Here is a 24,896-nt window from a genome sequence, read left to right as displayed (position 1 = left end):
TTCGGAGGCGGGCCGGTCCGAGGCGTCCACGACCGGTACGTTCGTGCTCTGCCCGTCCCCGGCGAACGGCAACGGCGCCGCCGTCAAGGACGCGATCGAGCCGCAACGACGCGGCTCGTCCAGAGCCGAACGACAGACAGCAACCGGTGACCCGGCGCCGGACGCGGCCCCCACCGGGCCCGTCCGGCCAGCCGGACAACAGAAAGGGACCTCCCTATGGCAGACAGCACCGCGCGGATCGTGGCCTTGCGCGCGGCCGGTACCGCACTCGTGGTGGAGCTCAGCGAGCCGGTGCCCAGAGTCCTCCACTGGGGAGCGGACCTCGGCGACCTGGGCGACGCCGGACTCGCGGCACTCGGCCTGACCGGCGAGCCCGCGGTCCTCAACAACTCCATCGACATCCCGCGCCGGTTCACCGTCTGGCCCACCGAGGCCGACGGCTGGTCCGGCACCCCCGCCCACCACGGCCACATCGCGGGCACCACCGCCGCCCCGCGGCTGATCCTGACCGGCACCGAGGTCCGCGGCGGCTCCCAGGCCACCCCGGGCGACCAGGGCGGCGAACTCGTCCTGCGCCTCGGCGACAGCGCGGCCGGCCTCGACGTCACCGTCACCTACACCATGGAGCCCTCCGGGGTGCTGTCCGTCGGCACCCGCCTGGACCGGCGGGCCGACGCGCGCCCGGAACCGTACGACCTCACGCAGGTCACCACGCTGCTGCCGCTGCCCCGCCGGGCCGCGGAGATCCTGGACTTCACCGGCAAGTGGAGCCGGGAACGCTCCCCGCAGCGGCGCCCGCTGGGCTTCGGCACCTACTCGCGCGAGGTGCGCCGCGGCAAGCCCGGCCTGGACTCGCCGTATCTGGTCACGGTCGGGGTGCCCGGCTTCGGCTTCCGGCACGGCGAGCTGTGGGGCATGCACATCGCCTGGAGCGGCGACCAGCGATATCTGGTCGAGCAACTGCCGGAGGGCGCCGGCACCCACGCGGCGGTCCTCGGCGGCGGGGAACTGCTGCGGGCCGGCGAGGTGCGGCTCGCGCCGGGGGAGTCGTACACCACCCCGGTGTGCCACTTCACCTGGACCGACCAGGGCCTCGACGGGCTCGCCGACCGCTTCCACACCCTGCTCCGGTCGCGCCCGCAGCACCCGGTGCGGCCGCGCCCGGTGATCCTCAACAGCTGGGAGGCGGTCTACTTCGACCACGACCTCGACCGGCTGCTGGGGCTGGCGGAACGGGCGGCCGAGGTCGGCGTCGAGCGGTTCGTGCTGGACGACGGCTGGTTCCGCGGGCGACGCTCGGACCACGCGGGGCTCGGCGACTGGACGGTCGACCCGGTGGTGTGGCCCGAGGGGCTGACCCCGCTGGTGGACCACGTGCGCTCGCTCGGCATGGAGTTCGGCCTGTGGGTCGAGCCCGAGATGGTCAACCTCGACTCCGACCTGGCCCGCGAGCACCCCGACTGGGTGCTGGGCCCGGCGGCCGGCGTCGGCCCTGCCGCCCGCCACCAGCACGTGCTGGACCTGTCCAACCCCGGCGTGTGGGACTACCTGCTCCAGGCGCTGGACGCGCTGGTCGACAAGTACGAGATCGCGTACCTGAAGTGGGACCACAACCGCGAGCTGCACGAGGCCGTGCACGGCCCCGGGGACCGCCCGGTCGGCCACGCCCAGGTGCCCGCCCTGTACCGGCTGCTCGACACGCTCAAGGAACGCCACCCCGGCCTGGAGATCGAGAGCTGCGCGAGCGGCGGCGGCCGGGTGGACCTGGGCATCCTGTCCCGCACCGACCGGGTGTGGGCCTCGGACTGCAACGACCCGGTGGAGCGCCAGGCCATCCAGCGCTGGACCGCTCAGCTGCTGCCGCCCGAGCTGATCGGCGCCCACGTCGGCCCCGCCACCAGCCACACCACCGCCCGGGTCAGCAGCGACACCTTCCGGCTGACCACCGCCCTGTTCGGCCACGCCGGCATCGAGCAGGACCTCACCCGGTGCGCGCCCGAGGAACTGGCCCACCTCACCGCCTGGACCGCGCTCTACCGGGAGCTGCGCCCGCTGCTGCACGGCGGCCGCACGGTGCGCGCCGACCTCGGCACCGACGCGAATCTGCTGCACGGCGTCGTCGGCCACGACGGCTCGCACGCCCTCTACTGCTGGGCGCGGGTGGCCACCAGCCCCGAGGGCCAGTCCGGCCGGGTCCGCCTGCCCGGGCTGGCCGCTGACACCCCCTACCGGGTCCGGGTCCGGACCGACCTCGGCCTGCCGTCCCTGAACCAGACCGGCGGCCCCGCCTGGTTCACCGCCGCGCTGGAGGACTGGGTCACCCTGCCGGGATCGGTGCTGGCCGTCGCCGGTGTGCCGCTGCCCAACCTCAACCCGGAGCAGGCGCTGCTGCTGGAGGTGCGGCGCGCGGACTGAGCCGACGGTCCCTGACGAGCGCCCGGTGCTGCCGGGCGCTCGGTGGTTTACGGCTGCCGGCCCCGTGTGAATCGACGGCTGCGGGCCCGACAGGGCTGACGGCTGCCGGAACCGGCGGGGTCGGAGCGGGCGGGGTCGGAGCGGGCAGCGTCAGAGCGAGCGGGGCCCCGACCAGGTGGGATCGGGGCCGGTCAGGCGGGCCCACACGGTCTTGCCCCCTGGCACCGGCGCCGTGTGGCCCCAGGATTCGCTGAGTTCGGCCACGATGCGCAGGCCGCGGCCGGACTCGGCGAAGGGCTGCGGATCGGCCGGCACCGGCAGCTCCGGGCTGGGGTCGGCCACCGCGCACACCACCGCCCGGTCCAGCCGCAGCAGCGCGAGCCACGCGGCGGGCGGCGGGACCGTCCCGTGCGGGCAGGGGCGGGGCGCCGCGGCCGGGGAGCGCAGCGCGTGCGTCACGGCGTTCGCCACCAGTTCGGCCGTGACCAGGGCCGCGTCCTCCACCAGGTCCGGCAGGTGCCAGGCGCCCAGGGTGCGGCGCAGGAAGGGCCGGGTGCGGGCGGCGCTGCCCGGGCCGGCGTCGAACCGCAGGGCGGCCAGGCCGCTGCCGTCCGAGCCGTGCGGCAGGCCCCACTGGCCGGCCCCCGAGCGCAGGAACACGTCGAGCGGGCCGACCTCCGGGCCCGGTGCCACCGGGGTCCGGGCCCGCGGGCCGCTCACGGTGTCGGACCACTGGGCGGTCATGACGGGTCATCCCTTTCCGAACCTGCCGGGCAAAGCGGGCGCACCAGGCGTGCTGCCACGCCCCTGCCGTCACATCGGCAACGGCAGTACAACGGCCCCGAGCGTAGCGCTCCTTGGCGCATCTTCGCTGCAATTGCATTCGAAATTGCATCCGCACGTGCGCCGTCTGGTACGAGTGAACCTATGGTGGTTTCCGAACCGGAACCACGCTCGCGGGACCACAAGCCCACGAAGGAGTGATGCCAAGTGCAGCAGTTCGAGAACGGGATACCGGCCGACTCGATCACCGGAGCGCACTGGATCAAGAGCGGCCGCAGCAACCAGAGCGGCAATTGCGTGGAGCTGGCCCAGCTCACCGACGGCTCCGTCGCGGTGCGCAACTCCCGCCACCCGCAGGGTCCCGCCCTGGTCTACACCCGTGCGGAGATCATCGCCTTCGTGACCGGCGCCAAAGACGGGGACTTCGACGCGTTCACGAACTGATCGTCGCGGCCGCGCGCAGCGATCGATCAAGCCGTTTTTTCACCGGCCGATCAGGCCGGACCGTCACGCGGTGCACGTGCCGTGGTCCGACCGGGCCGAGCCCGGCGGCCCGTGGCCCCGGCGGAAAATCGGGGCGTGACCCCCGGGCCGTCCGGCCCGTTGAGGAGGTGGGGCCGACCAGGTTCACCCGATGAAGTCGGCCGATAACACCCCCTGTTGGGAAGTGGGGGCGGGCTCCGCGGTGCAATACTGGCGCGTCCGGTATTTCCTTGGAGCCCGCATGCCCGCATCCGTACAGCCCGTCTCACCCATACACCTGGTCGAACGCCGACCGGACATGGGTACCAAAGCCCTGGCCCGGGTGCTCGGCCACTACTTGCGGGCAATGCGGGAGAGCCGCGGCATCAGCCCGGCGGCCGCCGGACACCACATCCGGGCGCACATCTCCAAGATCAGCCGCATGGAGACCGCCCACGTCTCGCTCAAGCAGCGCGACGTGGACGAACTGCTCAGCCTCTACGGCGTGCCCGAGACCGAGCGCACCGAGATCGCGGAACTCGTCAAGCGCTCCGCCCTGCCGGAATGGTGGCACCCCTACGGCGAGGTCGTCCCCGACTGGCTCCAGCAGTTGATCGGCCTGGAGCGGGACGCCCACATCATCCGCACGTACGAGACGCAGTTCGTGCCCGGACTGCTCCAGACCCCCGCCTACGCCCGGGCCGTGGTCCGCAGCGGCCACCGGCTCGCCCCGGACCAGGACATCGACCGGCGGGTGGAGCTGCGGCTGGAGCGCCAGCGCCGGATGGCGGAGCCGGGCGCCCCCGTCCTGTGGGCGATCGTGGACGAGGGCGTGCTGCACCGCCCGGTCGGCGGCCGCGACGTGATGCGCGACCAGCTGATCCACTTACTGACCATGCTCCGCCAGCCGGGCGTGCGGCTGCAGGTCGCCTCCTACGAGGCCAGCGCCGCGGCCACCCCCGGCGCCCCGGTCACCTACCTGCGGTTCGCCCAGGGCTTCCTGCCCGACGTGGTGTACCTGGAGCACATGACCAGCGCGGTCTACCTGGACCGGCTGGAGGACCTCGACAAGTACCGTGCCGCGCTGGACGAGTTGAGCGCGCTTTCCGCCACCCCGGCCGCGAGCCGGGCGATGCTGGAGGACGCGCTGCTGCGCTACGCGTAGCCGGGCGTGTGGATCGCGGTACGGGCCCGGGCCCGGGCTGTGTGCCGGTCCCGGGCCCGGGATGACCTACCGGTCAGACCAGCCGGCCGACCCCGCCGTACTCGATCCACTCGAAGCTGGGCTGCGTGAGGGTGAGGTCGCTGTCCTGCCGCCAGGTGGAGACCTCGACCAGGCCCGGCTCGAGGATCTCGGTGCCCTCCAGGAAGCGCCGCACATCGGCCTCCTGGCGCACCTCGCCCCAATTGCCGCCGGTGGAACGGTCCATGAAGTCGGTGACGAACCGCCGGGTCTCGGCGTCCTCGCTGACCAGTTGGCACACCACCAGGAAGCTGCCGGGCGCCAGCCGCTCGGCGACCCGGCGGATCACCCCGGCGGGGTCGTCGGAGTCCTTGATGCAGTGCAGCACCGAGACGAACAGCGCGGCCACCGGCTCGTCCGGGTTGATCAGCCGCCGGACCTCGGCGCTGTTCCATATGGTCTCGGTGTCGCGGAAGTCGGCCTGCAACACCGCGGTGTTCTCGTTCTGCTCCAGCAGCGCCCGCCCGTGCGCCAGCACGATCGGGTCGTTGTCCGTGTAGACCACGCGGGCGTCCGGGTGCACGCGCTGCGCCACCTCGTGCACGTTGTCCTGCGTCGGCAGGCCGGAGCCGTGGTCGACGAACTGCTTGACGCCGTAGTCCTCGGCGAGCACCCGCACCACCCGGCGCAGGAACTGCCGGTTGTTCAGCGCCAGGACCTTCATGCTGGGGACGGCCTGCAGTAATTGCTCGGTGGCCTCCCGGTCGGCCGGGTAGTTGTCCTTCCCGTCCAGCAGGTAGTCGTACATGCGGGCCACGCTGGGCACCGTCACGTCGATCCTGTCCGTCAGCGGTGTTTTCCCGTTCGTCATCCGGGCCCCTCGTGGCGTCTCGACCGTGCACACCCCCGCAACTGCCGCGGAAGTGCTGCCATCCTAGGGAGCGTTGATCGCCGGGTCGATACCGGGCCCCACTCCTCGTCACGTCCCGGCTGCGGTCCGCGACGGGTATGTGTGACGGCATGTGTGACGGTACGTCAGGTCGTCCCGCCGCGGCCTCAGTGGCCGCAGGCGCCGGACGTGTAGGAGTGGCTGGAGCCGTCGCTGCGGGCCAGGGTGAGGGACAGGACCAGGCCCTCGTCGGTGGCCTTGGCGCCGGTCAGGGACACGCCGTGGGGGAGGGCGGGCAGGGAGACCGTGCGGGGGGCCAGCTTGCGGGCCAGGGCGGTGGCGTTGGGGGCGGTCGCCGCCCTGCCGAGCGGGATGTCCTGGCCGAAGAAGGACAGCACCACAGGGGTGACGGTCAGGGTGCCGGCGTCGGTGGTGAGCCTGGTGCGGACGGTGACGGGCAGCGGGATCCCGGCGAAGGTGCCGGTCAGCACCAGTCCGCCCGAGCCGTCCGGGCCCGGCGCCAGCCCTGCCGCCGCGCTGCCCAGGTGTGTGCGCAGCTGCCCGTAGCCGATGGTGGCCCGGGCCCAGCCGCCGCTGGTGGCGCCCTTGGTGGTCACGTCGTGCAGTTCGGCGGCCACCGACATGCCGATGCCGTCGCGGCGTACGTCCCCGGCACTGATCTTTACCGTGCCGACCTCGCCGGTGATCAGCCGCAGCCCGGCGAAGGTGCCGTCCAGCCCGGCCGAGACCGGGCCGGTGGGCCGCAGTTTGCAGGTCGCGGCCTGTGCGATCCGGTGCCGCGCCACGTGTTCGAGCGTCACGTCGGCCGTCGCGCTCAGCCCGGCCAGCACCGCCGCCGTCCCGCCGGCGATCAGCGCGACCCTGCGCCCGCGCCGCCGAGGACGCCCCGGCCGGCCCGCGGGTCCGCCTTCGTCCGCGACGCCGCTCCCGTCTCCGCCCCCGTCGGCGGTTTCCGGCGCGCCGGCACTGTCGTCCGCGCCGCCCGGCCGGGCCCCGGCACCGCGCAGCGCGGCCACCCGGGCCACGAGTCCCCGCGCGCCTGACGCCGGGTCGGCGCCGCCGCCCACGCGGAGAATCCGCGCCGCGCTCTCCCGGAGCGTGCCGCGGGTCCGTATCGGTGCTTCGGTGCCGTGCTGATCAGCCACGACGACAGCGTAGTCACCCTGTCGCAAACGTCCATTGGCGGCCCGGACACCTGGCGGGAGGCAAAGTCATGTGACATTTCGTCACTTTTGTCACTGATGGTGGAGGCGGTGTGCCTTCGTCCCCCGAGCCGGCGCCGGGGCCCGGCGGATCGGTCCCCGGTGCCGGCCGGGAGCCGCCGCCGGCCGGTACATCGACCGGGTACGGGTCCGGCGCCGGCCCGTGGCGGAGAACGCGGGGCAGAGCGACCAGTGGCACCGCTGCGCCGCCTTTGCCGCCTGCCACCCCACCGCCTTCCTGACCGGCGGGACCTGGCCGTCAGGGTGGTCCGGGACGCCACCGTGGTCCGGCTGATCCTGGCCCCGGCCGCCATGTTCCTGATGGGCCGGGCCAATAGGTGGTTCCCGCGCCGCCTGGACATGGTCCTGCCACGGGTGCGGATCCGATGCGCGCCCGGAATCGTACGGGCGGCCGTACCACCGGGCGCAGGACCCGGCGTACGGAATGGCCGACCGCCACGGGTCAGGGCAGCAGCATCCCCGTCGCCATCCGCGTCAACTCCCGCTCGGCCGCGTCCCAGTCCCAGCCGCACTCGGCGACCAGGGTGCGCCACGCACCGAAGCCGAAACACAGCCACAGCAGGTCCGCGCAGCGGGCGGCGTCGAGATCCGGGCGCAGCGCGCCGGTGGCCGCGAGGTGATTGGCGACTTCGCCGAGCGCCTCCCGGTAGCCGGTGGTGGCCTGCGCCCACAGCGCCTCCGCGCTCTCGTGCACCGGCAGCGCGGAGTACAGCACGCTCACCGCCTCCCGGTGCTCCTCGTTGCCCCGGCGCGTGCCCCGGGCGAGTTCGGCCAGGGCCGACGCGCCGTCCGGGCAGGCCCGCACCCGCCGGAGCGTCTCCTCCGCGTCCGACCCGGCGACCCCCGCACCCACGATCTCCCGCAGGATCTCGGCCTTGCCGCCCGCGCTGGCGTAGACCGTCTTGACCGCCGTGCCCGCCGCCTGGGCGATGTCGGCCACCGTGACCTGGGCGTATCCCCGGTCCAGGAACAGCCGGCGGGCCGCCTCGACGATGTCGCGCCGGGTCGCGGCGGCCGCCCGGGTCCGGCGGGGCGAGTGATAGGCGCGCGTCTGGGACATTCCGGCAGTCTATCCTGCCTATCTCCGACGCGGCATTCAATGCAGTAGCCTGATTTCATTGCACAAAGCCTCACCTTAATGTCAGGCTGCACCCGAACGGCCGAACCCCCGGCCGCAGGCACCACTCCATCCCCACGAAGCGAGGCAGTACGCATGTCCGCCCTGTCCCCGGCGTCCTCCGAGGGCGCCGGCCTCTACGAAGAACTCCTCGCCGTGCACGGGATCATGCGCCGCGGCTGCGACCTGGTCGCGGACGCCTACGAGCGGCTCGCGGCCGGCGATCCGGTGGACCCGACCGCGCTGGCCGCCACCACCCGCTGGCTGGTCGCCTTCGTCCATCACCACCACAGCAGCGAGGACGACCTGCTCTGGCCGGTGCTGCGCGAGCGCTTCCCGGACGCCGTCGCCGACCTCGACCGGCTCACCAAGGAGCACGAGGCCCTGGACGCCGAACTCGACGCCCTCACCGCGGCCACCGACGCGATCGCCGCGGCCGGCGGAGGCCGCGGCAACCCGGGCAACCCGGTCCTGGTCGTCGGCCACGCGGCCGTGGCCGGCAACCCCGCCGCGCAGGAGGTCCGCGACATCCTCGGCAACCACCTCGGCGCCGAGGAGCCCGTGCTGAAGGAACTCTTCCCCCAGGTGCCCGACCCCGATGTCGTCCGGCTCCGCAGGGCCGTCGTGGCCGGCGCGCCGCGCAGTGGCCCCCACCTGGTGCTCGGGCTGATGGCCGACCCGGAACCGGTGCCCGGCGCCGCCCGGATGACCGCCCACTTCCCCGCACCCGTGCGCTGGGCCCGCCCGCTGCTGCTCGGCCGCTACCGCCGCAACCTGGCCGCGCTCCTCGCGTCGTAGACCCGCACATGCCGGAGCCGCCGCATCCCCCTCGGACGCGGCGGCCCGGTCCGTCCGGCGAGCCGTCAGGACGCCGGGTAACTCACCACGTCCACCGGTACGGTGTCGGTGCCCTGCGCCGGTCCGCCGAAGTCGTTGATCACGTTGTCGATGACGCCGGCCCCGTTGAGCGAGACGGTCAGCAGGTCGTGGAAGCGCACCTCCGGCCGGTCCGGCACCTCGAAGCTGTGCGCGTTGTGGATCGTCGGGTCCACGTTGAAGAAGCAGTAACTGCCCAGGCCCCAGCCCTCGTGGTGACGCACCCGGTCGCCCACCTTGTACGCCGCCCAGCCGTTGACGCCGTGGTGGGTGTACGCGGCCTGGTTGGGCGGGTCGTACGGCAGTTCGTTCTGGAACTTGACTTCGTCCCCCCGCCCGAAGGTGGGGGGTTCCTACGGCTTGCGCTGTAGGGGTTTCTGCTTCGTCGTCGACTGCCCGCCCGGAGTGCTCCGTTGAGGTCTTACACCGGCTCCACAGACAGACACGGCCAGCCCGGCCGCCCGAAGGTTCTTCGCCGCGTTCACGTCCCGGTCATGGGTCGCGCCGCAGTCGCACGTCCAGGTGCGGACGTTGAGGGGCATCCTGTCCTGCAGTCTGCCGCAGGTGGAGCAGAGTTTGGAGGAGGGGAACCAGCGGTCGACCGCGATCACTTCGCGGCCGTACCAGGCGGCCTTGTATTCCAGCATGCTCCGGAACTCGCTCCACGATGCGTCGGAGATGGCGCGGGCGAGCCGGCTGTTCTTCAGCAGGTTCCGGACGGTCAGGTCCTCGATCACGATCGTTTGGTTGTCACGAACGAGCCGAGTGGTGAGCTTGTGCAGATGGTCGCGCCTGCGGTCGGCGATGCGGGCGTGGATGCGGGCGACCTTCCTGCGGGCCTTGGCCCGGTTGGAGCCGTCGCCCTTGGCCTTGCGGGACAGTTCCCGCTGCGCCTTGGCCAGGCGGGTGCGGTCGCGCCGCTCGTGCCGGGGATTGGTGATCTTCTCCCCGGTGGAGAGGGTCAGCAGGTGGTCCAGTCCGGCATCCACACCGACGGCCGTGTTCGTGGCCGGGAGCGGTGTGATGGACGGGTCCTCGCACAGCAGGGACACGTACCAGCGTCCGGCCGCGTCCTGCGAGACGGTCACCGTGGACGGCGACGCGCCCTCGGGTAGGCGACGGGACCACACGATGTCCAACGGCTCGGCCATCTTGGCCAAGGCCAGCTTGCCGTCCCGGAACCGGAACGCGGACGTGGTGTACTCCGCCGATTTCCGCGAGGTCTTCTTCGACTTGAAGCGGGGGTACTTGGCCCGCTTGGCGAAGAAGTTGGCGAACGCCGTCTGGAGGTGGCGCAGGGCCTGCTGGAGCGGAACGGAGGACACGTCGCCCAGGTAGGCGAGTTCCTCGGTCTTCTTCCACCCGGTCAGCATCGCCGACGTGGCGTTGTAGTTGACCCGCTCCTGCCGCAGCGTCCACGCCTCCGTGCGCGCCGCGAGCGCCAGGTTGTAGACCTTCCGCACACACCCGAACGTGCGCGACAGCTCAGCTGCCTGCGCATCCGTCGGATAGAAGCGGAACTTGAACGCCCGCTTCACGTGAGTGATCACGACTCACACGGTATCGCACTATTTGGTGAGCGCTGAGCGGTCCGGCTGCTGACTGGCTCTCGGCCCACCTCGGGTCGAACACGGTGACGTTCGGGCCGAAGTCCGGCTCGGCCGGTGACGCGGCGGCCCCGGTCGGGCCGGCGGCCGCCACGGGCGCGGCGGTCGCGGCCGCTCCCGCGGTGGCCAGAGCGGCTGCGGTCACGAAGGAACGGCGGCTGAGCGGCGGCTGTCTGTGGCGCGGCTCGGACGAATCGGTGTCTGCGGCCCGGAAGGACATCGGGTAACGACCCACTTTCTGCGCTCAGTCACCGGCCGTCTGCGGCTGCGGCCTCGGTGAGAGCGCTCTCTCGGAGACGTGCCCTGATGCCGCGCCAGGTCGGGTGTCAAGCGTCTTGGAGAGCGCTCTCACTCAGGTGGGACACGGCATGACCTGCGGTGTGAGTGTGATCGGTGTGGTCGCCCGGCACGCGGCGTGCGGGCCGCCGGGGTCACTCGCCCGCCGGGCTCAGCGGTCCTCCGCCTCGGCTGCCTCGGTCCACGTCATCTCCTTCAGCTCCATTCGGGCCGCCGGGGCCGTGCCGGGCAGGGTGGTCCAGAACGGGTGGGCGGTGATCCGCACCGAGAGCCGGACCAGGCGCCGGCGCAGCACCGTGGTCTGGGCGGGGGCGCCGCCGGCCGTGGCGAGCCGGCGGTAGGTGGTGTACCAGTCGCGCTGGGCCTGGATGAGGTCGTCGGGAAAGGCGTGGGGCATGCCGAGATTCTGGCATACGTTCGAACGGATGTGCGATATCAGGGTCGGGGTTCACTCGAGCGAGGGATAACGAGGGATTCAGTCGGTGCGGTGACGACGACGCGGCAGCCGGACCGGCGGCAGGACGCCCGCCAGCACCGCGCCCGTGGTGAGGGCGACGGCGAGCACTACGCACCCCGCGATGAGCCAGGACTGGAGCGTGACGACCGAGCCCAGCGAGCCGTACATCGCCAGGCTCCGGTTGAGCGCGGTCGGCAGGTAGAGCCGGGCCGTCGCCGACAGCGCGGTCATCGCCGCGGCGGTCAGCAGCGCGCCGGGCAGCAGGCGGCGCCCCTGTGCCCGGCGGCCGAGCAGCAGCCACTGCGTCCACCACCACAGGCACACGTCCGTGACGAAGGTCAGTACGGTGCCGAGCGTCGGCCCCAGGCCGAACCCCGTGCGCAGCGGCCCCTGGAGCAGCAGGATGACCAGCCAGCTCGCCAGCCAGGCGAACCACCGCCACACCGCCAGCCGGGCCGGCGTCCGCGGCAGGTGCCACGCCCGCTCGCAGATCCGGGCCATCGCCCGGCTGGTGGCCGTCGCCGACAGCAGGGCCACCACCAGGCCCACCGCGCCGGTGGTCTGCTCCAGCTCGCCGCCGCCGGCCCCGTACACCTCGCGCAACTGCTGTTCGGAGGCGCCGGTCAGCCCGAACACGTCCCGCGCGGAGCTCAGCAGCTGGTTCCGTACGGACTGCGGCGCGAAGGCCGCCACGACGAACAGCAGCGGCACCGCGGTGAGGAACACCTGGGCCGCCAGTCGGGTGCCGGACTCCAGCAGGTTGGCCGAGACCAGCCGGGCCGTCACGTCGGTGACGACCGGGAAGCGCCGCTCGGTCGCCGCCCACCCCTGCCGGGCCCGGTCGGCCACGGCCCTCGACAGCCGCCGGACGCCCCGGTCCGCCCGCCGTCCCCGTGGATCCCGCCGGCCCGGTCGGTCCCGTCGGTCCCGTCGGTCCCGGCGTGGCGTGCGCCGCCGGTCGTCAGGGCTGGGGGTCGGCACGTCCACCTCCAGCGCTCCGCCGGGCCGGCGCCGGGGCCACCGCATCCCGGTCACAGCATTATGCGATGAATTGCCCGACTTTACGGTGTGTCCGGCCCCGGGTGGCGCGGCGGTCGTGGTCCGGGTTGCCGGCGGCCACGGCTTGCCCGGCCTGCGGACTCAGTTATTCTTAGCGCCCGGCGCGGTGTCGGTGACCATGACCTGTCACCGCCTCAGCCGCGCTGTCAGCCCTGCCCGTTCACGGCTGTCGCCGCCGTCCGGCGGCCGGCCCGGGCCCCGTACACGAAAACGGAGACGCACCATGCCGAAGCTGGGGATCATCGTGGCGAGCACCAGGCCCGGCCGGGTCGGACTGCCCGTGGCCCAGTGGATCGAGGCCGAGGCCCGCACGCACTCGGGCTTCGACGAGATCGACCTCATCGACCTGGCCGAGGTCGGCCTGCCGTTCATGGACGAGCCCAACCACCCCCGGCTCGGCCGCTACACCCACCGCCACACCATCGAGTGGAGCGCCCGGGCCGGCGCCGCGGACGCCTTCGTGTTCGTGATGCCCGAGTACAACCACGGCTTCACCGCGCCGCTGAAGAACGCCCTCGACTTCCTGCACTACGAGTGGCAGTACAAGCCGGTCGGCCTGGTCAGCTACGGCGGGGTCTCGGCCGGCACCCGCGCCGTACAGATGATCAAGCAGGTCCTCGGCGCCCTGAAGATGACGCCGGTGCTGGAGGCCGTCTCCATTCCCTTCGTCCAGCAGTTCCTCGACGACGAGGCGCAGGTGGTGCCCAACGAGGTGCTCACCTCCTCGGCCAAGGCCATGCTGGACGAACTCGTCCGCATCGAGGCCGTACTGCGTCCGCTGCGCCCGGCTCTGGCAGAATCGGTCAAGAGCGAGTAGCGGAGGCGAGGACCCAGGTGGCGGAGTCGGCCGCGGTGGAGGTCCACCGGGTGTGCGAGCGGTTCCATGCCGCCATCGAACTCATCGGCGGCCGCTGGACCGGCGCCATCCTGCGCGCCGTCTTCACCGGCCACCACCGCTTCGGCCGCATCCGCGAGGCCGTGCCCGGGCTCAGCGACACCATGCTCGCGCAGCGGCTGCGCACCCTGGAGGCCGAGGGGCTGGTGGAGCGCCGCGGCACGGGCCAGGCGCCCGCGGAATACCACCTCACGCCGATGGGGCGGGAACTCGAACCGGTCCTGGCGGCCGTGACCGACTGGGCGCACCGCTGGATCCCGCTGGCTCCGACCGGTCAGGACCCGGACCTGGCGCCGGCGGCCGGTCCGGCCGCCTCCCCTTCGTCGCCGGCCGGCGAGGCGCCCGCATCTGTGTCGGTTTCGGTGTCGGTGTCCGCGGCAGAGGCGTCGGAGGCGCCGGAGGTGTCCGAGGTGTCGGCTTCCGGCGCCGCGCCGGGTTCCCCCTCCGGCGCCGGTTCGCGGTAACGCAGCAGCAGCATCGCCGCGTCGTCGTGCAGCGGCCCCTGCGAGTGCCGGATCAGGTCCTCGCGCAGTATCTCCAGGGCCTGCTGGGGATCGGGCTCGCGCAGCAGGTAGGCGCGCAGGCCCAGCGGATAGAAGGCGCCGGCCGGGTCGCGGGCCTCGGTGACCCCGTCGGTGTAGAGCAGCATCTGGTCGCCGGGCCGGAAGTCCACCGCGAACGGCACCGGGGTGTCGTCCTCCCGCATCCCCAGCCCCAGCGGCACCGCGAACTGCGGCGGTTCGGGGAAGGACACCTGCCCGTCCGGGCCCAGCACGAGCGGCGAGGGATGCCCGAAGTTGAGCAGGGTGGTGCCGTGCAGCGGGCTGATCTCGGCCATCAGCGCGGTGACGAACTTCTCGCCGCCCAGCGCCCGGTCCGCGGCCCGCCGCACCCGCTCGCCCACCCCCTCCAGGGTCTTCTCGTCGAACGCGGCCTCCCGGAAGGCGCCCACCACGACCGCCGCCGTCTCCACCGCGTCCAGGCCCTTGCCCTGTACGTCGCCGATGATCACCCGAACTCCGGCCGGCGACGGCACCACCTCGTACAGGTCGCCGCCGATCCGTGCCTCGGCCACCGCCGAGGTGTACGACACCGCCACCCGCAGCGGACCGGCGATCAGCGGCACCGGGCGCAGCAGCACCCGCTGGGCGACCTCGGCGATCGACCGGACGTTGGCCAGCTCCGCCTCGCGCCGCTGCCGGGTCACCGCCGCGATCACGCCCGCCACCGTGACCCCGATGACCGCGCCGATCGCGGCGAACCCGCGGCGCTCGGCGAACAGCCCGTCCACCACCCCGAGTCCGCACACGATGGCCAGCGACAGCACGCCGATCACCACCGTGCGCCCCCAGGGCCCCACCAGCCCGGCGAACGCCGGCCCGAGCGCCACCAGCGGCAGCAGACCGACACTCGGCCCGACCAGGCCGTCCACCACTGCGACCACGGCCATCACCGCGTACGGCAGCACCGTCAGCGGCAGCGGGCGGCGGCTCACCGGCGCGCCGGAGCCGGCCGGGTCCGGGGGAGTACGGGGACGGCGCCCGTCCCGGGCCAGTCGCGCCAAGGTGCCCTCTCCCTTCCCCCGGCTCCCCCCGGGCCGTGCGGTCCCGGACCGGGCGCTGATCCGTGCGCCTGATGGAGGACACCTTACTTTCCGTCACCTTGTCGCGAGGCGGCCCGCCGACGATCGGGTGAACGCGTGGCATCCGTGTGACCGCGCGGTAGTTTGCTCCCGCTTTCGCAAGTTTCATCAGTGATGGGAGAGATATGCGTACCCGTAAGGTTCTGGCGGCATGCGGACTGGCCGCGACAGTGGTCGCCGCAGGCGCCGGAAGCGCGTCCGCGCTCGGTGACGACCACGGTTCCACCACGGTCAACGGCAACCTCGCGACGCAGGAGTACGGCAACACGGTCACCGGCGGGCAGCTCAGCCCGCAGGTCGGCCTGGTGCAAGGGTCGCTCAACAAGCTGTGCGCCGGCGTGCCGGCGAAGGCGAACGTCGGTTCGCTGGTCGGCCTCCTGCTGCCGGTCACGGCCCAGGACGTCAACGTGCTGTCCTCGCCGCAGACCCAGCAGTGCGCCGACAACTCCAGCCAGCTCAAGGGCGACGAGCCGGCCTCCCACGTGCTCGACGACATCCCGGTCCTGTCGGCCAACGGCACCGGCAACGGCTGACGGCTCCACCGGCCGGGCCCCCGCCGCATCCCGGCTGGGGCCCGGCCCGCGTCTGGTCCCGGCCCGTCTCAGGACCTGGGCACGGTACGGCGCCGGGCCGGATCAGCCGAACAGGTCGTGGTCGGCCAGGACTTCGGCGATGACCCGCCGGTTCTCCGCGGCCCGCGACGGCTCGGCGGCGGGAGACCCGGCAGCGGACTCCGACCCGGAATCAGCCAGGGACCCCGACCCGGAATCGGCCGGGGACGCTGCGGCGGCCCGGGGAGTGGACTCGGCTGCGGACTCGGCCCGGGACCCTGCCGCGATCCCGGCCGCGGCCTCGACCGTGGACCCCGACCCGGACTCCTCCCGGGACCCGGCCAGGGCTTCCGTCAGCACCAGCATGGCCTTCCACAGTGCCCAGCCGCGGGCCCGCGCCCAGGTGCCGGCGTCAAGGCCGACCGCCTCGCGGAACACCTCCCGGGCCCGGCCGGACAGCATGGTCCAGGCGATCACCAGGTCGCACGCCGGATCCCCGACGCCGCTGGTGCCGAAGTCGATGACGGCGGTCAGCCGGTCGCCGTCGACCAGCAGGTTCCCTGCCGCGATGTCGCCGTGGAACCACACCGGTGGCCGGTCCCAGCCCGTGGCGAGCGCGGCCTCCCACACTGCCGCGGCCTTCGCGGTGTCCACCTCACCGGACAGCAGGTCCAGGCAGCGCCGGGTCTGCTCGTCGTAGTGCGCCGGCGACGTGCCGCGGTACCAGGAGTGCTCACCGGCGAGCGGCCCGCCGGTGGCGTCGCAGCCCCGCAGCGCGGTGACGAACCCGGCTACCGCCAGGGCGAATCCGGGCCGGTCGGCGAGTTCGGCCGGGTCCGCGGTCGTCCCGGGCAGCCAGCCGCGCACCGACCACGGAAACGGATACCCCTCGCCCGGGGCGCCCATCGCCAGCACCGGCGGCACGGCGACCGGCAGCCGGGGCGCGAGCCGGGGCAGCCAGTGGTGCTCCTTGGCGACCGCGGGCACGTATCCGGCGGCGGTCGGCAGCCGTACGGTCATCCGCTCGCCGAGCCGGTAGGTCCGGTTGTCCCAGCCGTCCACCTCGACCGGCCGTACGGGCAGGCCGCTCCACTGCGGGAACTGGGCCGCGATCAAGCGGGCGACCAGGGCGGCGTCGATCCCGGCCCGGCCGTCGGCGGGGGTGGCGGTCATCCCGCGATGATCGGCCGGGCGCGGCGCGGCCCGCAACGCAATTACCGCGCCGAAGCGGCGTACCCGCGGGCCCGGCACCGGCCCGGCGTCCGGGGTCAGTCCAGGTGGAAGACCTCCTCCAGCGGCGCCCACCACTCGCCCTCCGCCGCGGAGTCCACCGGCTGCTGGCAGGGATCGGTCAGCGCCCACCACTCGCGGGTCACCGGGTCCTCCCCGATCCGCGCGGTGTCGGCGGCGTAGTCCTCGCCGTAGTACTCCAGGTAACTGAACAGGAGTCCGTCCCGCAGGAAGATCGAGTAGTTGCCGATGTTGGCGCGCTTGAGCGTCTCCAGCACACCCGGCCACGCGGCGGCGTGCAGGGCACGGTATTCGGCTTCCTTCTCCGGCCGCAGCCGGATGATCGCGGCGTGACGCTGCACGGTTCGTTCCTCCTGGTCGGAGCGGTCGCGCGGGCTCCGGGGCCGGGCGCTCGCCGGTCAGGGTACCGGCAGCCCCGGACCCGTCCGCCACCCGTACGGCCCAGCCGATGGGGGGCGCGCCGCCGTACCGGATACACGTCAACGGCGGGAGCACAAGCGCCGCCGGCACCCGGCGGGGGAGCAGACCGGGCCGCACGAGCAGAAGGGTCACCCGTGGCGAACGACGAGCAGCCGCCGCACGTACCGCCCATGGCGACCGCACGGCAGGTCCTCGGCACCTGGCCGGTGTGGGTGGTCCCCTCGGTGCTGGTCACCCTGCTGTCCTTCGTGCTCGCCCTGATCTACTCCGGCGGCATCGCCGACCCGCAGGGCTCGGTGCGCAACCTGCCGATCGCCCTGGTCGACCAGGACACCGGGCCGGCCGGCGGGCAGTTCGTGGACGGCATCGCCACCGCCCCAGACCCGCACCACCGCGTCTCCTGGAAGCTGCTCACCCCGGCCGCCGCCAAGGACCGTTTCGACTCCGGCCGGGTGTACGGCGCGATCGTCGTCCCGCCCGGGTTCACCGCCTCCCTGACCGCGATCGTCGCCCCGCCCGGCGGCACCGCGCCCGCCCGGCAGCCGTACGTCACCCTCCTCACCAACCCCGGCGCCGGCAGCCTCGCCTCCTCGCTTGCCTCCACCGCCGAACAGCAGGCACTACGGGCCGGCTCCCGTCGGCTCGGCGCCCAGCTGACGGCGCGGCTCGCCGCCACCGGCGCCCGGCCGACCACCACCCAGCACATGCTGCTCGCCGACCCCGTGACCTCGGTGACCGCCCCCGGCCACCCCATCGGCGCCCGCACCGGACTCGGGCTGACCGCCTTCTACTACAGCCTGCTGGTGGTCCTCACCGGCTTCATCGGCGCCAACATCGTCAGCAGCGGAGTGGACGGCGCCCTCGGCTACGCCCCCAGCGAACTCGGGCCGCTGCGGCGGATGCGGCGCACCGTGCCCATCAGCCGCACCCAGACCCTGGTGGTCAAAATGGTGATGTCGGTGGCGCTGTCGCTGATCACCTCCAGCGTGGTCCTGCTCGCCACCGCCGCCATCGTCCGCCTCGACCTGCCGCACCTGTTCCAGCTGTGGGTCTTCACCACCTGCGCCAGCGCGGTGGTCGGCCTGGGCGCCCAAGCCGTCGTGGCGATCTTCGGCAGCCTCGGACAGATCGTCAACATGCTCTTCTTCGTGGCCCTCGCCATCCCGTCGGCCGGCGCCACCATCCCCCTCCAAGCGGTCCCCGGCTTCTACCGCGGCCTCGCCCTGTTCGAACCCCTGCGCCAGATCACCGGCGGCGTCCGCGCCATCATGTACTTCGACGCCCGCGCCGACGCCGGCCTCGCCCGCGCCTGGCTGCTGCTCGCCATCGGCCTGGTCATCTCCCTCCTCCTGGGCTTCGGCGTCGCCCACTTCTACGACCGCCGCGGCCTGCACCGCATCCACCCCGACGACCTGACCCGTCCCTCATGACCCGACAGCCGTGGCCACTGCGGCGGCGCCACGGACCCCCCGCCCGGAGCGGTCAGAGCGCGAACCAGCCGGTCCCCCCGTACCAGTGCCCGCCGGACATGAGGTGGTCGGTCACCGCCCGCTGGAGGGCAGTGACCCGCGGGAGATCCGAGAGCGGCCGGTCGGAGGTGCCGAACACGAAACGCAGCGGCGCGTCGTCGTCGGGGGCCTCGCCGACCGGCAGGAGCCGGAAACGGCGCTGAAACCGGACGATGTTCGAGCCGGCCGGCAGGCGCTCGGCGAGCTGCGGGTCGAGCAGCCACGAGTGGCAGGTGGCCACGGTGTGGGGACCGTCGGAGAAGTGGCGGGCGAAGAAGGCCCGGGCGCGCTCCACCGATTCGTCGCAGGCCACCGGCGTCAGCGGACCGGAGAAGTCGGGGATGTGGACATTCAGCGACAGGTCGCCCGGTCCTGCGGGCCCACCGGCCTCGGCCACGGCGCGCCCGGTGCGCCCGCCCAGCCGCGTCCGCTCGTACTGCAGCCGGCCCAAGTGATAAAGGACGCCCCGAAAGTGCCGAGTGAGCCAGCTCGTATTGACGATGCCCGGCGTGCCGTGGCGCCGGTAGTGCACGGCGCACTGCCGCCCCACATCCGCGAAGGTACGGCGGGAGACCTCAGCGGGGATGCCGCGCCGCAGATGAAAGGCGAGCGTATGCCGGACGGTCGCGGCGAACACCAGCAGCGCGAACCAGTGCCCCGCCGGCCCGGTGCCGGACGGCAGCGCGGGCAGCCGCGGACCGAGCTGCGGCCCCCCGCCGACCACCCCCATGTCCCGGACGAAGGTCCGGACACAGCGCTCCAGCAACTCGGCCAGCACCGGATCGGCGCCCAGCTGCTCACGTGCGCCCACGACCGGATTGATGTCCTCATGCGCGACGGCAAGATCGAGCAGCACCTCCGCCAGAGCCTCCCCGTGCGGCAGCCGTACATCGGCGCGCGGCAGCTCCGCGGCCATCAGCTCCCGAACCCACCCGGCCGTCCCGGGATCCGCAAGCAGCACCTGCGCGGTGGGCCCGGCCGCCAGCAGGCCGGCATCGTCCGACGACGGGCGAAGGCTCTCCATACCCTCAACCTAACGCCCACGGACCGGCAGCCCACGTACCGCACACGGACCGGCGCAGGCCGGGTGCGGACTGCCCACGGACCGCACCCTGCAAGCGCACCCCCCACGGACCGTACGGCGACAACGCACCGCACACGCACCGGTCGCCCATCAGGACAACGCACCGCACAAGGACCGGTTGCCCTCCGACGAGCGGGAGGGGCCGCAGGGGCAGGGGTCCGAAATGCTGCCGTATATTTGTGGGCCGCCAGGCCCGTAAATATACGATTTCGGACTCCTGCCCCGGAGGTCCCGACCCCGGAACGCCAGACGCCAGGCCCCCGACAACCGAGCCGAGCCGAACCGCGATGGAGCCAGAATGACGCTCATCCTCCCCGCCCGCTCCACCCTGCTGTTCCAGGGCGACAGCGTCACCGACGGCGAGCGCCTGGCCGACCCCGAAGGCCTGGGCATCGGATACGTACGAGCGGTCACCGAACTGCTGCGCGCCGCGCACCCGGACGCCCACCCGACCGTCCTCAACCGCGGCGTCAACGGCCACCGCGTGGCCGACCTGCGCGCCCGCTGGGACTCGGACGCCGTCGCGCTGCGCCCCGACCTGGTCTCGATCATGATCGGCGTCAACGACACCTGGCGCCGCTACGACTCCGGCCTGGTGACGACGGCCGAGGCGTACGAGAAGGACTACCGCCACATGCTGGCGAGGCTGCGCGACGAGACAACGGCGCGCATCGTGCTGGTCGAACCGTTCCTGGTGCCGGTCACCGAGGAGCAGTGGTCCTGGCGGGCGGACCTGGACCCGCGGATCCAGGTGGTGCGGCGCCTCGCCGCGGAGTTCGGCGCGCAGCTCCTCGCGGCGGACGGCCTGATGAACCAGGCGGCGCGTACGGCCGGCGCCCCGGAACTGATCGCCTTCGACGGCATCCACCCCACGGCCCTGGGCCACCAGGTGCTCGCCGAGGCATGGACCGCCCTGGTCACGCTCGCCTGATACTTCACGCCGGGCCCCTTCCCGGTGAGGCTCGCCGCGAGGCGTCCGTGTCCGCCGTGGCGGTCATCCCCGCATGCCGCCCGAGACGCCCGCACACCCTCCCCAACTCCCGCCCACCGCTTGCCGATCGACACAAACAAGCACCCCCGCCCCTGCGCCCGCCCGCCGTAAGGCGACCCGCGCTCCACCCGGATGGCGGCCCCCGGATGACCGAGCAGGAATGGCGGGTGCCCCGGGCCGACCATAGCTTCGAGTCGCGCGGGCAACGCCGCTCCACCTGACGGGGCGTCGCACGGAGCCGCGCGGTAATCGACTCGACCGGTCGCGCAGCGCCTTCCGCTCCGACCGGGTCACAGGAAGGCAGGAATGGGCAATGCCCGTACGACAGGGGAAGTATCTCGCAGGGGTCATGACGGTCGCGGCGCTGGGCGCCGGGTTCGCCACCGCGCCGGCCGCGCACGCGGCCATGGGCGTGCACGTGGTGCGGGCCGGCCAGTCCATCCAGCGAGCCGTGAACGCGGCCCACGCGGGTGACACGGTGTACGTGATGCCGGGCGCGTACCACGAGAGCGTGCAGATCACGAAGCAGCTGACGCTGCGTGGCGCGGGCGCCGGGCTGGTCACCCTCCAGCCCGCCGGTGCCAAGGCCGCCGTAAAGGCCAACGCCTGCGCCGCCGCCGGCCACGGCATCTGCGTCACCGGCACGGCCGGCCGCGCCGTACGGGACGTGCACATCGAATCCCTGACCGTGCAGGGCTTCACCAAGGACGGCATCAACGCCTCCGGGACCGACCGGATGGCGGTGCGGCACACCGTGGTCAGCGGCAACGGCCAGGAGGGCATCAGCCAGGAGAAGTCGACCCGCGCGGTGCTCGCCGACAACCGGATCGTCAACAACGCCCAGTCCGGCGTCATCGTGGCGAACGCGATCAGCGAGGAGGGCGGCGCCCTCGACACGCAGGGCACGGTGGTCTCCGGCAACACGCTGACCGGCAACCGCATCGGCGTCACCGTACGCCGCGTCCGGACGCTGCAGGTGCAGAACAACCAGGTCACGGGCAACTGCGGCGGCGTCTTCGTGGTCGGCGACGAGAACAGCCCCAAGGCCGGCGACATCGACGTCAAGAACAACACCGTCACGGCCAACAACAAGTACTGCGCGGCCACCACCCGCATGCCGTTCATCCAGGGTGTCGGCATCCTGCTGACCGGCGCCGAGGACACCCGTGTCACCGGCAACCAGGTCAGCGACAACGTCGGCACCTCCCCGATGTCCGGTGGCGTCGTCCTCTACCCGAGCACCGTGGGCGCGACCAACCAGCGCGACCAGGTGAGCGGCAACACCCTGTCCGGCAACGGGCCCGCGGACGTCGCCGACCGCGACACCACCGGCTCGGGCAACACCTTCACCGGCAACACCTGCAAGGTCTCGGAGCCGGCCGGACGCTGCTGACCGCGGACCCCGCGGCACGGCCGACGACCACCCCTGACCCGACCCGAGAAAGGCCGCCCATGACCATGACCCAGCCGGCCGCGCCGTCCTCGGCGCCGCCGCCCGCCCAGCCGCAGCAGACCACACCCTCCATGGAGCTGCGGGAGATCGTGTTCGGCGCCGCCCGGGCGGGCGCGGTGCGCGCCGCGGCCCGGCTCGGCGTCGCCGACGCGCTCGGCGAGGAGCCGGCCACCGCGGAGGAACTCGCCGCGGCGGTGGGCGCGCAGGCCGGACCACTGCGCCGGCTGCTGCGCGCCCTCACCACGTACGGCATCTTCGCCGAGACCGGTGACGGCCGGTACGTCCACACCGAGATGTCCCGGTTGCTGCGCGACGACGCTGCCGCCAGCCTGCGGCACATCGCCCTGTGGTGCACCGAGCCGTGGACGTGGGAGGTCTGGCCGAACCTCGATCAGGCGGTCAGGACCGGCCAGGAGGTGTTCACCGGTCTGCACGGCAAGGGCTTCTTCGAGTGGCTGCACGCCGACGCGCCCGAGTCGGCCGAGGTGTTCGACAAGGCGATGACCCGCTCCAGCATGCAGTCGGCGCGGGACATCGCCGAGCACCTCGACCTGACCGGCGTGACGTCGGTGGCCGACATCGGCGGCGGCCAGGGCCATGTGCTGGCCGCCCTGCTGGAGAAGCACCCCGGGCTGACCGGCACGCTGCTCGACCTGCCCCAGGTGGTCGAGGGCGCCGACCCGCGGCTGCGTCGCGGCGGCGCCCTGGCCGACCGCGCCCGCCTGCTCCCCGGCGACTGCCGGCGGAAGATCCCGGTGGACGCGGACCTCTACATCATCAAGAACATCCTCGAATGGGACGACGACAGCACCCGCCGCACCCTCGACAACGTCGTGGCCGCCGGGCGGTCCGGCGCCCGGGTGCTGGTCATCGAGAACCTGGTGGACGACAGCGAGTCCATGCGCTTCACCACTGCCATGGACCTGCTGCTGCTCCTGAACGTCGGCGGGCACAAGCACACCGCCGACGGCCTGGCCGCCCGGATGACCGACGCGGGCCTGACGGTCGGTGACATCCGGCCGGTCAACCCCTACCTGCACGGCTTCCACGCGACGGTGCCGTAGATCCACAACGCGCAGGACGCACGTCCGGGCCCCCGCGCCGACACGGCGCGGGGGCCCGGGCGCGTGCGGAGCCGAACGGGCCCGGAACGGACCCGGACGGTCACGCCTTGCGCGAGGACTCCAGGTGCGCGAAGACCACCACATTGCTGTTGTAGTCGTGCTTGCCGCGGTCGTAGGTGCCGCCGCAGGTGATCAGGCGCAGTTCGGCGTCCTGGGTGTCGCCGTAGACCCGGTCGTCGGGGAAGTTGTCCTTGGCGAAGGTCTCCACCGAGTCCACCCGGAAGGTGGCCACCGTGCCGTCGGCGCGGGTGATGTCGGCGGTGCTGCCCGGCTTGAGCAGCCGCAGGAACAGGAACACCGCGGGGCCCTTGGTGGTGTCCACGTGGCCGTCCACGAGCGCGTTGCCGCGCTCGCCGGGGGTGGGCCCGTCGGCGTACCAGCCGACCAGGTTCGTGTTGTTCTCCGGCGGCACGTCCAGCTTGCCGGAGGGGTCCAGGTGCAGGTCCATGAAGGGCGCGTTGACCCCGATGGCCGGGATCGACAGCTTGGTCGGCACCGAGCGGGGCAGCGCCGGGGCGAGCGGCCCGGTCGGCGCGGAGCGCGGGGTGACAGTCGGCACGGCGGCCTGCTCGGCGAACTGCGGAGGCGGCGGGGGCAGCGCGCTGCTGCCCTTGCCCTCGGCCGAGTTGTAGATCAGCAGGGCGCCGAGCAGCGCCGCGGCGACCGCCCAGCGCAGCGTGGAGGAGGTGCGCACATCGGAACCCGGGGCGCCGGCCTGCGCCGCGTGGGGGTGCTTGTCCATGGGGCGATGCCTTTCGTCGGCTCGCGGATGCGCGGGGTGTCACGGCCTGTCGCGGGGACAGCGGCGGAACCGCCGTGGCCACCGGCGCGGGGTGCGCCGGGGCCCACGACAGGTACGGGAGGGTGCAGCCGGCCCGTGGCCGGTCGTCAGGCGGCGATGCCGGAGACGGTCCGGCGGCGGCGCAGCACCATCGCGCCGGCGCCCAGGCCGCCGAGCAGCAGCACCGAGCCGGCGGCCATGCCGCCGCCGGACATCGCCATGGCGCCGCCACCGGTGTGCGGGCCGCCGTGCGGCTTGCGGCCGTGCTCGCCGTGGTCCTCCTCGTGCTTCTTCCCGTGCTCGTCCTGCTTCCCGTGGTCGCCGCCGGACCACGAGCCGCTGCCCGAGCCGGAGCTCGAGCTGGGGTCGGAGGCGCTGCTCGAGCCGGAGCCGGAGGCGCTGCTCGCGCCGGAGCCCGAGTCGCTGTTCGCAGCGGAGCCCGAGCCGGAGTTGCTGCTCGCGCCCGAGCCGGCGCTGGGGTCGCTGCTGGAGTCGCTCGAGGAACCGAAGGCCGACGAGTTGTCACCCGAGGAGCCGGCGGCGGACGGCGACGAGGAGGAGCCGTTGCCGTGGGCGCTCGGGTCGTACGCGTTCACGGCGCCGGTCGCGTGTGCGGCCGGGGCGGCGAGAGCCAGAACTGCGGAGATCGCGGCTCCGGCGAAGAGCGTGCGGGCAGTGCGCATCGATACGTTCCTTCCGCCGTGACATGCGCCGGCTGACGGAATGTCGGCCGCGGGTATCGCAGTGACGGCTCCTTCACGTTCCGTCACCCGCGGCGGCCCTGCCACCGGAGAGCCCGGCAAGAGA

Annotated in this window: 23 protein-coding genes and 2 pseudogenes; 11 read left to right on the top strand and 14 right to left on the bottom strand. The window is 73.1% G+C overall.

The window, feature by feature from the left end:
* Window positions 1–216: 216 nt before the first annotated feature.
* Window positions 217–2,415 carry an alpha-galactosidase gene (locus ITX44_RS36210; protein WP_205363446.1) on the top strand — a complete coding sequence of 733 codons (2,199 nt, stop codon included), beginning with the start codon at window positions 217–219 and terminating at the stop codon, window positions 2,413–2,415.
* A 150-nt stretch (window positions 2,416–2,565) separates the two neighbouring features.
* Here ITX44_RS36210 and ITX44_RS36205 read toward each other — a convergent pair whose 3' ends face one another.
* Complete coding sequence (locus ITX44_RS36205) at window positions 2,566–3,159, bottom strand: ATP-binding protein (protein ID WP_205363444.1); 594 nt, start codon at window positions 3,157–3,159, stop codon at window positions 2,566–2,568.
* A 246-nt stretch (window positions 3,160–3,405) separates the two neighbouring features.
* Here ITX44_RS36205 and ITX44_RS36200 point away from each other — a divergent pair, with 246 nt between their 5' ends.
* Both ITX44_RS36200 and ITX44_RS36195 read left to right on the top strand, forming a co-directional pair.
* Window positions 3,406–3,642: a DUF397 domain-containing protein gene (locus tag ITX44_RS36200; RefSeq protein ID WP_205363442.1), complete on the top strand. Its 237-nt coding sequence runs from the start codon at window positions 3,406–3,408 to the stop codon at window positions 3,640–3,642.
* Window positions 3,643–3,979: 337 nt separating this feature from the next.
* Entirely contained in the window at window positions 3,980–4,825 is an 846-nt protein-coding gene (locus ITX44_RS36195; RefSeq protein WP_236062307.1) for a helix-turn-helix domain-containing protein, read from the top strand.
* A gap of 73 nt (window positions 4,826–4,898) precedes the next feature.
* On the opposite strand, the gene ITX44_RS36190 is transcribed toward ITX44_RS36195, so the two are convergent.
* The 3 genes from ITX44_RS36190 to ITX44_RS36180 all read right to left on the bottom strand — a co-directional run bounded on the left by ITX44_RS36190 (window position 4,899) and on the right by ITX44_RS36180 (window position 8,036).
* Window positions 4,899–5,714, bottom strand: coding sequence for an SAM-dependent methyltransferase (locus ITX44_RS36190; RefSeq protein ID WP_205363438.1), 816 nt, complete (start codon window positions 5,712–5,714; stop codon window positions 4,899–4,901).
* Between the two features lie 185 nt (window positions 5,715–5,899).
* Window positions 5,900–6,898 carry an LmeA family phospholipid-binding protein gene (locus ITX44_RS36185; RefSeq protein WP_205363436.1) on the bottom strand — a complete coding sequence of 333 codons (999 nt, stop codon included), beginning with the start codon at window positions 6,896–6,898 and terminating at the stop codon, window positions 5,900–5,902.
* A 520-nt stretch (window positions 6,899–7,418) separates the two neighbouring features.
* On the bottom strand, window positions 7,419–8,036 hold the full coding sequence (locus tag ITX44_RS36180; protein WP_205363434.1) for a TetR/AcrR family transcriptional regulator: 618 nt from the start codon (window positions 8,034–8,036) through the stop codon (window positions 7,419–7,421).
* Between the two features lie 153 nt (window positions 8,037–8,189).
* Here ITX44_RS36180 and ITX44_RS36175 point away from each other — a divergent pair, with 153 nt between their 5' ends.
* A complete protein-coding gene (locus ITX44_RS36175) occupies window positions 8,190–8,891 on the top strand; it encodes a hemerythrin domain-containing protein (protein ID WP_205363432.1) in 702 nt (233 codons plus the stop codon).
* Between the two features lie 65 nt (window positions 8,892–8,956).
* Here ITX44_RS36175 and ITX44_RS36170 read toward each other — a convergent pair whose 3' ends face one another.
* The 4 genes from ITX44_RS36170 to ITX44_RS36155 all read right to left on the bottom strand — a co-directional run bounded on the left by ITX44_RS36170 (window position 8,957) and on the right by ITX44_RS36155 (window position 12,179).
* Window positions 8,957–9,193 carry a hypothetical protein gene (locus tag ITX44_RS36170; protein WP_205363431.1) on the bottom strand — a complete coding sequence of 79 codons (237 nt, stop codon included), beginning with the start codon at window positions 9,191–9,193 and terminating at the stop codon, window positions 8,957–8,959.
* 129 nt (window positions 9,194–9,322) lie between these two features.
* Window positions 9,323–10,519: an RNA-guided endonuclease InsQ/TnpB family protein gene (locus ITX44_RS36165; RefSeq protein WP_205363430.1), complete on the bottom strand. Its 1,197-nt coding sequence runs from the start codon at window positions 10,517–10,519 to the stop codon at window positions 9,323–9,325.
* A 505-nt stretch (window positions 10,520–11,024) separates the two neighbouring features.
* A complete protein-coding gene (locus ITX44_RS36160; RefSeq protein WP_205363429.1) occupies window positions 11,025–11,270 on the bottom strand; it encodes a DUF8825 domain-containing protein in 246 nt (81 codons plus the stop codon).
* A 78-nt stretch (window positions 11,271–11,348) separates the two neighbouring features.
* On the bottom strand, window positions 11,349–12,179 hold the full coding sequence (locus ITX44_RS36155; RefSeq protein ID WP_307795648.1) for a YhjD/YihY/BrkB family envelope integrity protein: 831 nt from the start codon (window positions 12,177–12,179) through the stop codon (window positions 11,349–11,351).
* A 433-nt stretch (window positions 12,180–12,612) separates the two neighbouring features.
* Here ITX44_RS36155 and ITX44_RS36150 point away from each other — a divergent pair, with 433 nt between their 5' ends.
* Window positions 12,613–13,206, top strand: coding sequence for an NADPH-dependent FMN reductase (locus ITX44_RS36150; protein ID WP_205363427.1), 594 nt, complete (start codon window positions 12,613–12,615; stop codon window positions 13,204–13,206).
* Window positions 13,207–13,223: 17 nt separating this feature from the next.
* Window positions 13,224–13,484, top strand: a pseudogene (locus ITX44_RS42880) (winged helix-turn-helix transcriptional regulator); the annotation flags it as partial.
* Between the two features lie 74 nt (window positions 13,485–13,558).
* Here ITX44_RS42880 and ITX44_RS36140 read toward each other — a convergent pair.
* Complete coding sequence (locus ITX44_RS36140) at window positions 13,559–14,734, bottom strand: PP2C family protein-serine/threonine phosphatase (protein ID WP_236062322.1); 1,176 nt, start codon at window positions 14,732–14,734, stop codon at window positions 13,559–13,561.
* 317 nt (window positions 14,735–15,051) lie between these two features.
* On the opposite strand from ITX44_RS36140, the gene ITX44_RS36135 reads away from it, so the two are divergent.
* Window positions 15,052–15,459 carry a rodlin gene (locus ITX44_RS36135; protein ID WP_205363426.1) on the top strand — a complete coding sequence of 136 codons (408 nt, stop codon included), beginning with the start codon at window positions 15,052–15,054 and terminating at the stop codon, window positions 15,457–15,459.
* 315 nt (window positions 15,460–15,774) lie between these two features.
* Here ITX44_RS36135 and ITX44_RS36130 read toward each other — a convergent pair.
* Both ITX44_RS36130 and ITX44_RS36125 read right to left on the bottom strand, forming a co-directional pair.
* Window positions 15,775–16,650: pseudogene (locus ITX44_RS36130) on the bottom strand (aminoglycoside phosphotransferase family protein); the annotation flags it as partial.
* 95 nt (window positions 16,651–16,745) lie between these two features.
* Window positions 16,746–17,069 (bottom strand): L-rhamnose mutarotase, encoded by a 324-nt coding sequence (locus tag ITX44_RS36125; protein ID WP_205363423.1) that lies wholly within the window; start codon window positions 17,067–17,069, stop codon window positions 16,746–16,748.
* Window positions 17,070–17,282: 213 nt separating this feature from the next.
* On the opposite strand from ITX44_RS36125, the gene ITX44_RS36120 reads away from it, so the two are divergent.
* Window positions 17,283–18,578 carry a YhgE/Pip domain-containing protein gene (locus ITX44_RS36120; RefSeq protein ID WP_307795647.1) on the top strand — a complete coding sequence of 432 codons (1,296 nt, stop codon included), beginning with the start codon at window positions 17,283–17,285 and terminating at the stop codon, window positions 18,576–18,578.
* Window positions 18,579–18,630: 52 nt separating this feature from the next.
* Here the strand turns inward: ITX44_RS36120 and ITX44_RS36115 are convergent, their stop codons facing one another.
* Complete coding sequence (locus tag ITX44_RS36115) at window positions 18,631–19,680, bottom strand: acyltransferase domain-containing protein (protein WP_236062305.1); 1,050 nt, start codon at window positions 19,678–19,680, stop codon at window positions 18,631–18,633.
* A gap of 358 nt (window positions 19,681–20,038) precedes the next feature.
* Between ITX44_RS36115 and ITX44_RS36110 the strand changes: the two genes are divergently transcribed.
* From ITX44_RS36110 to ITX44_RS36100, 3 genes are all read left to right on the top strand, one after another.
* Window positions 20,039–20,671: an SGNH/GDSL hydrolase family protein gene (locus ITX44_RS36110; protein ID WP_205363422.1), complete on the top strand. Its 633-nt coding sequence runs from the start codon at window positions 20,039–20,041 to the stop codon at window positions 20,669–20,671.
* Between the two features lie 373 nt (window positions 20,672–21,044).
* A complete protein-coding gene (locus tag ITX44_RS36105) occupies window positions 21,045–22,124 on the top strand; it encodes a right-handed parallel beta-helix repeat-containing protein (protein ID WP_205363419.1) in 1,080 nt (359 codons plus the stop codon).
* 65 nt (window positions 22,125–22,189) lie between these two features.
* On the top strand, window positions 22,190–23,248 hold the full coding sequence (locus tag ITX44_RS36100) for a methyltransferase (RefSeq protein WP_236062320.1): 1,059 nt from the start codon (window positions 22,190–22,192) through the stop codon (window positions 23,246–23,248).
* A gap of 100 nt (window positions 23,249–23,348) precedes the next feature.
* Here ITX44_RS36100 and ITX44_RS36095 read toward each other — a convergent pair whose 3' ends face one another.
* Window positions 23,349–24,050, bottom strand: a complete 702-nt coding sequence (locus tag ITX44_RS36095) for a class F sortase (RefSeq protein WP_205363418.1) — start codon at window positions 24,048–24,050, stop codon at window positions 23,349–23,351.
* A 146-nt stretch (window positions 24,051–24,196) separates the two neighbouring features.
* Window positions 24,197–24,772, bottom strand: a complete 576-nt coding sequence (locus tag ITX44_RS36090) for a hypothetical protein (RefSeq protein ID WP_205363416.1) — start codon at window positions 24,770–24,772, stop codon at window positions 24,197–24,199.
* Window positions 24,773–24,896: the final 124 nt, after the last annotated feature.

It is taken from the genome of Actinacidiphila acididurans (assembly GCF_016918855.1).
Classification (GTDB): Bacteria; Actinomycetota; Actinomycetes; order Streptomycetales; family Streptomycetaceae; genus Actinacidiphila; species Actinacidiphila acididurans.
Note: the sequence above shows the minus strand (reverse complement) of the source record. Positions and strands in the feature narration are given on the sequence as shown.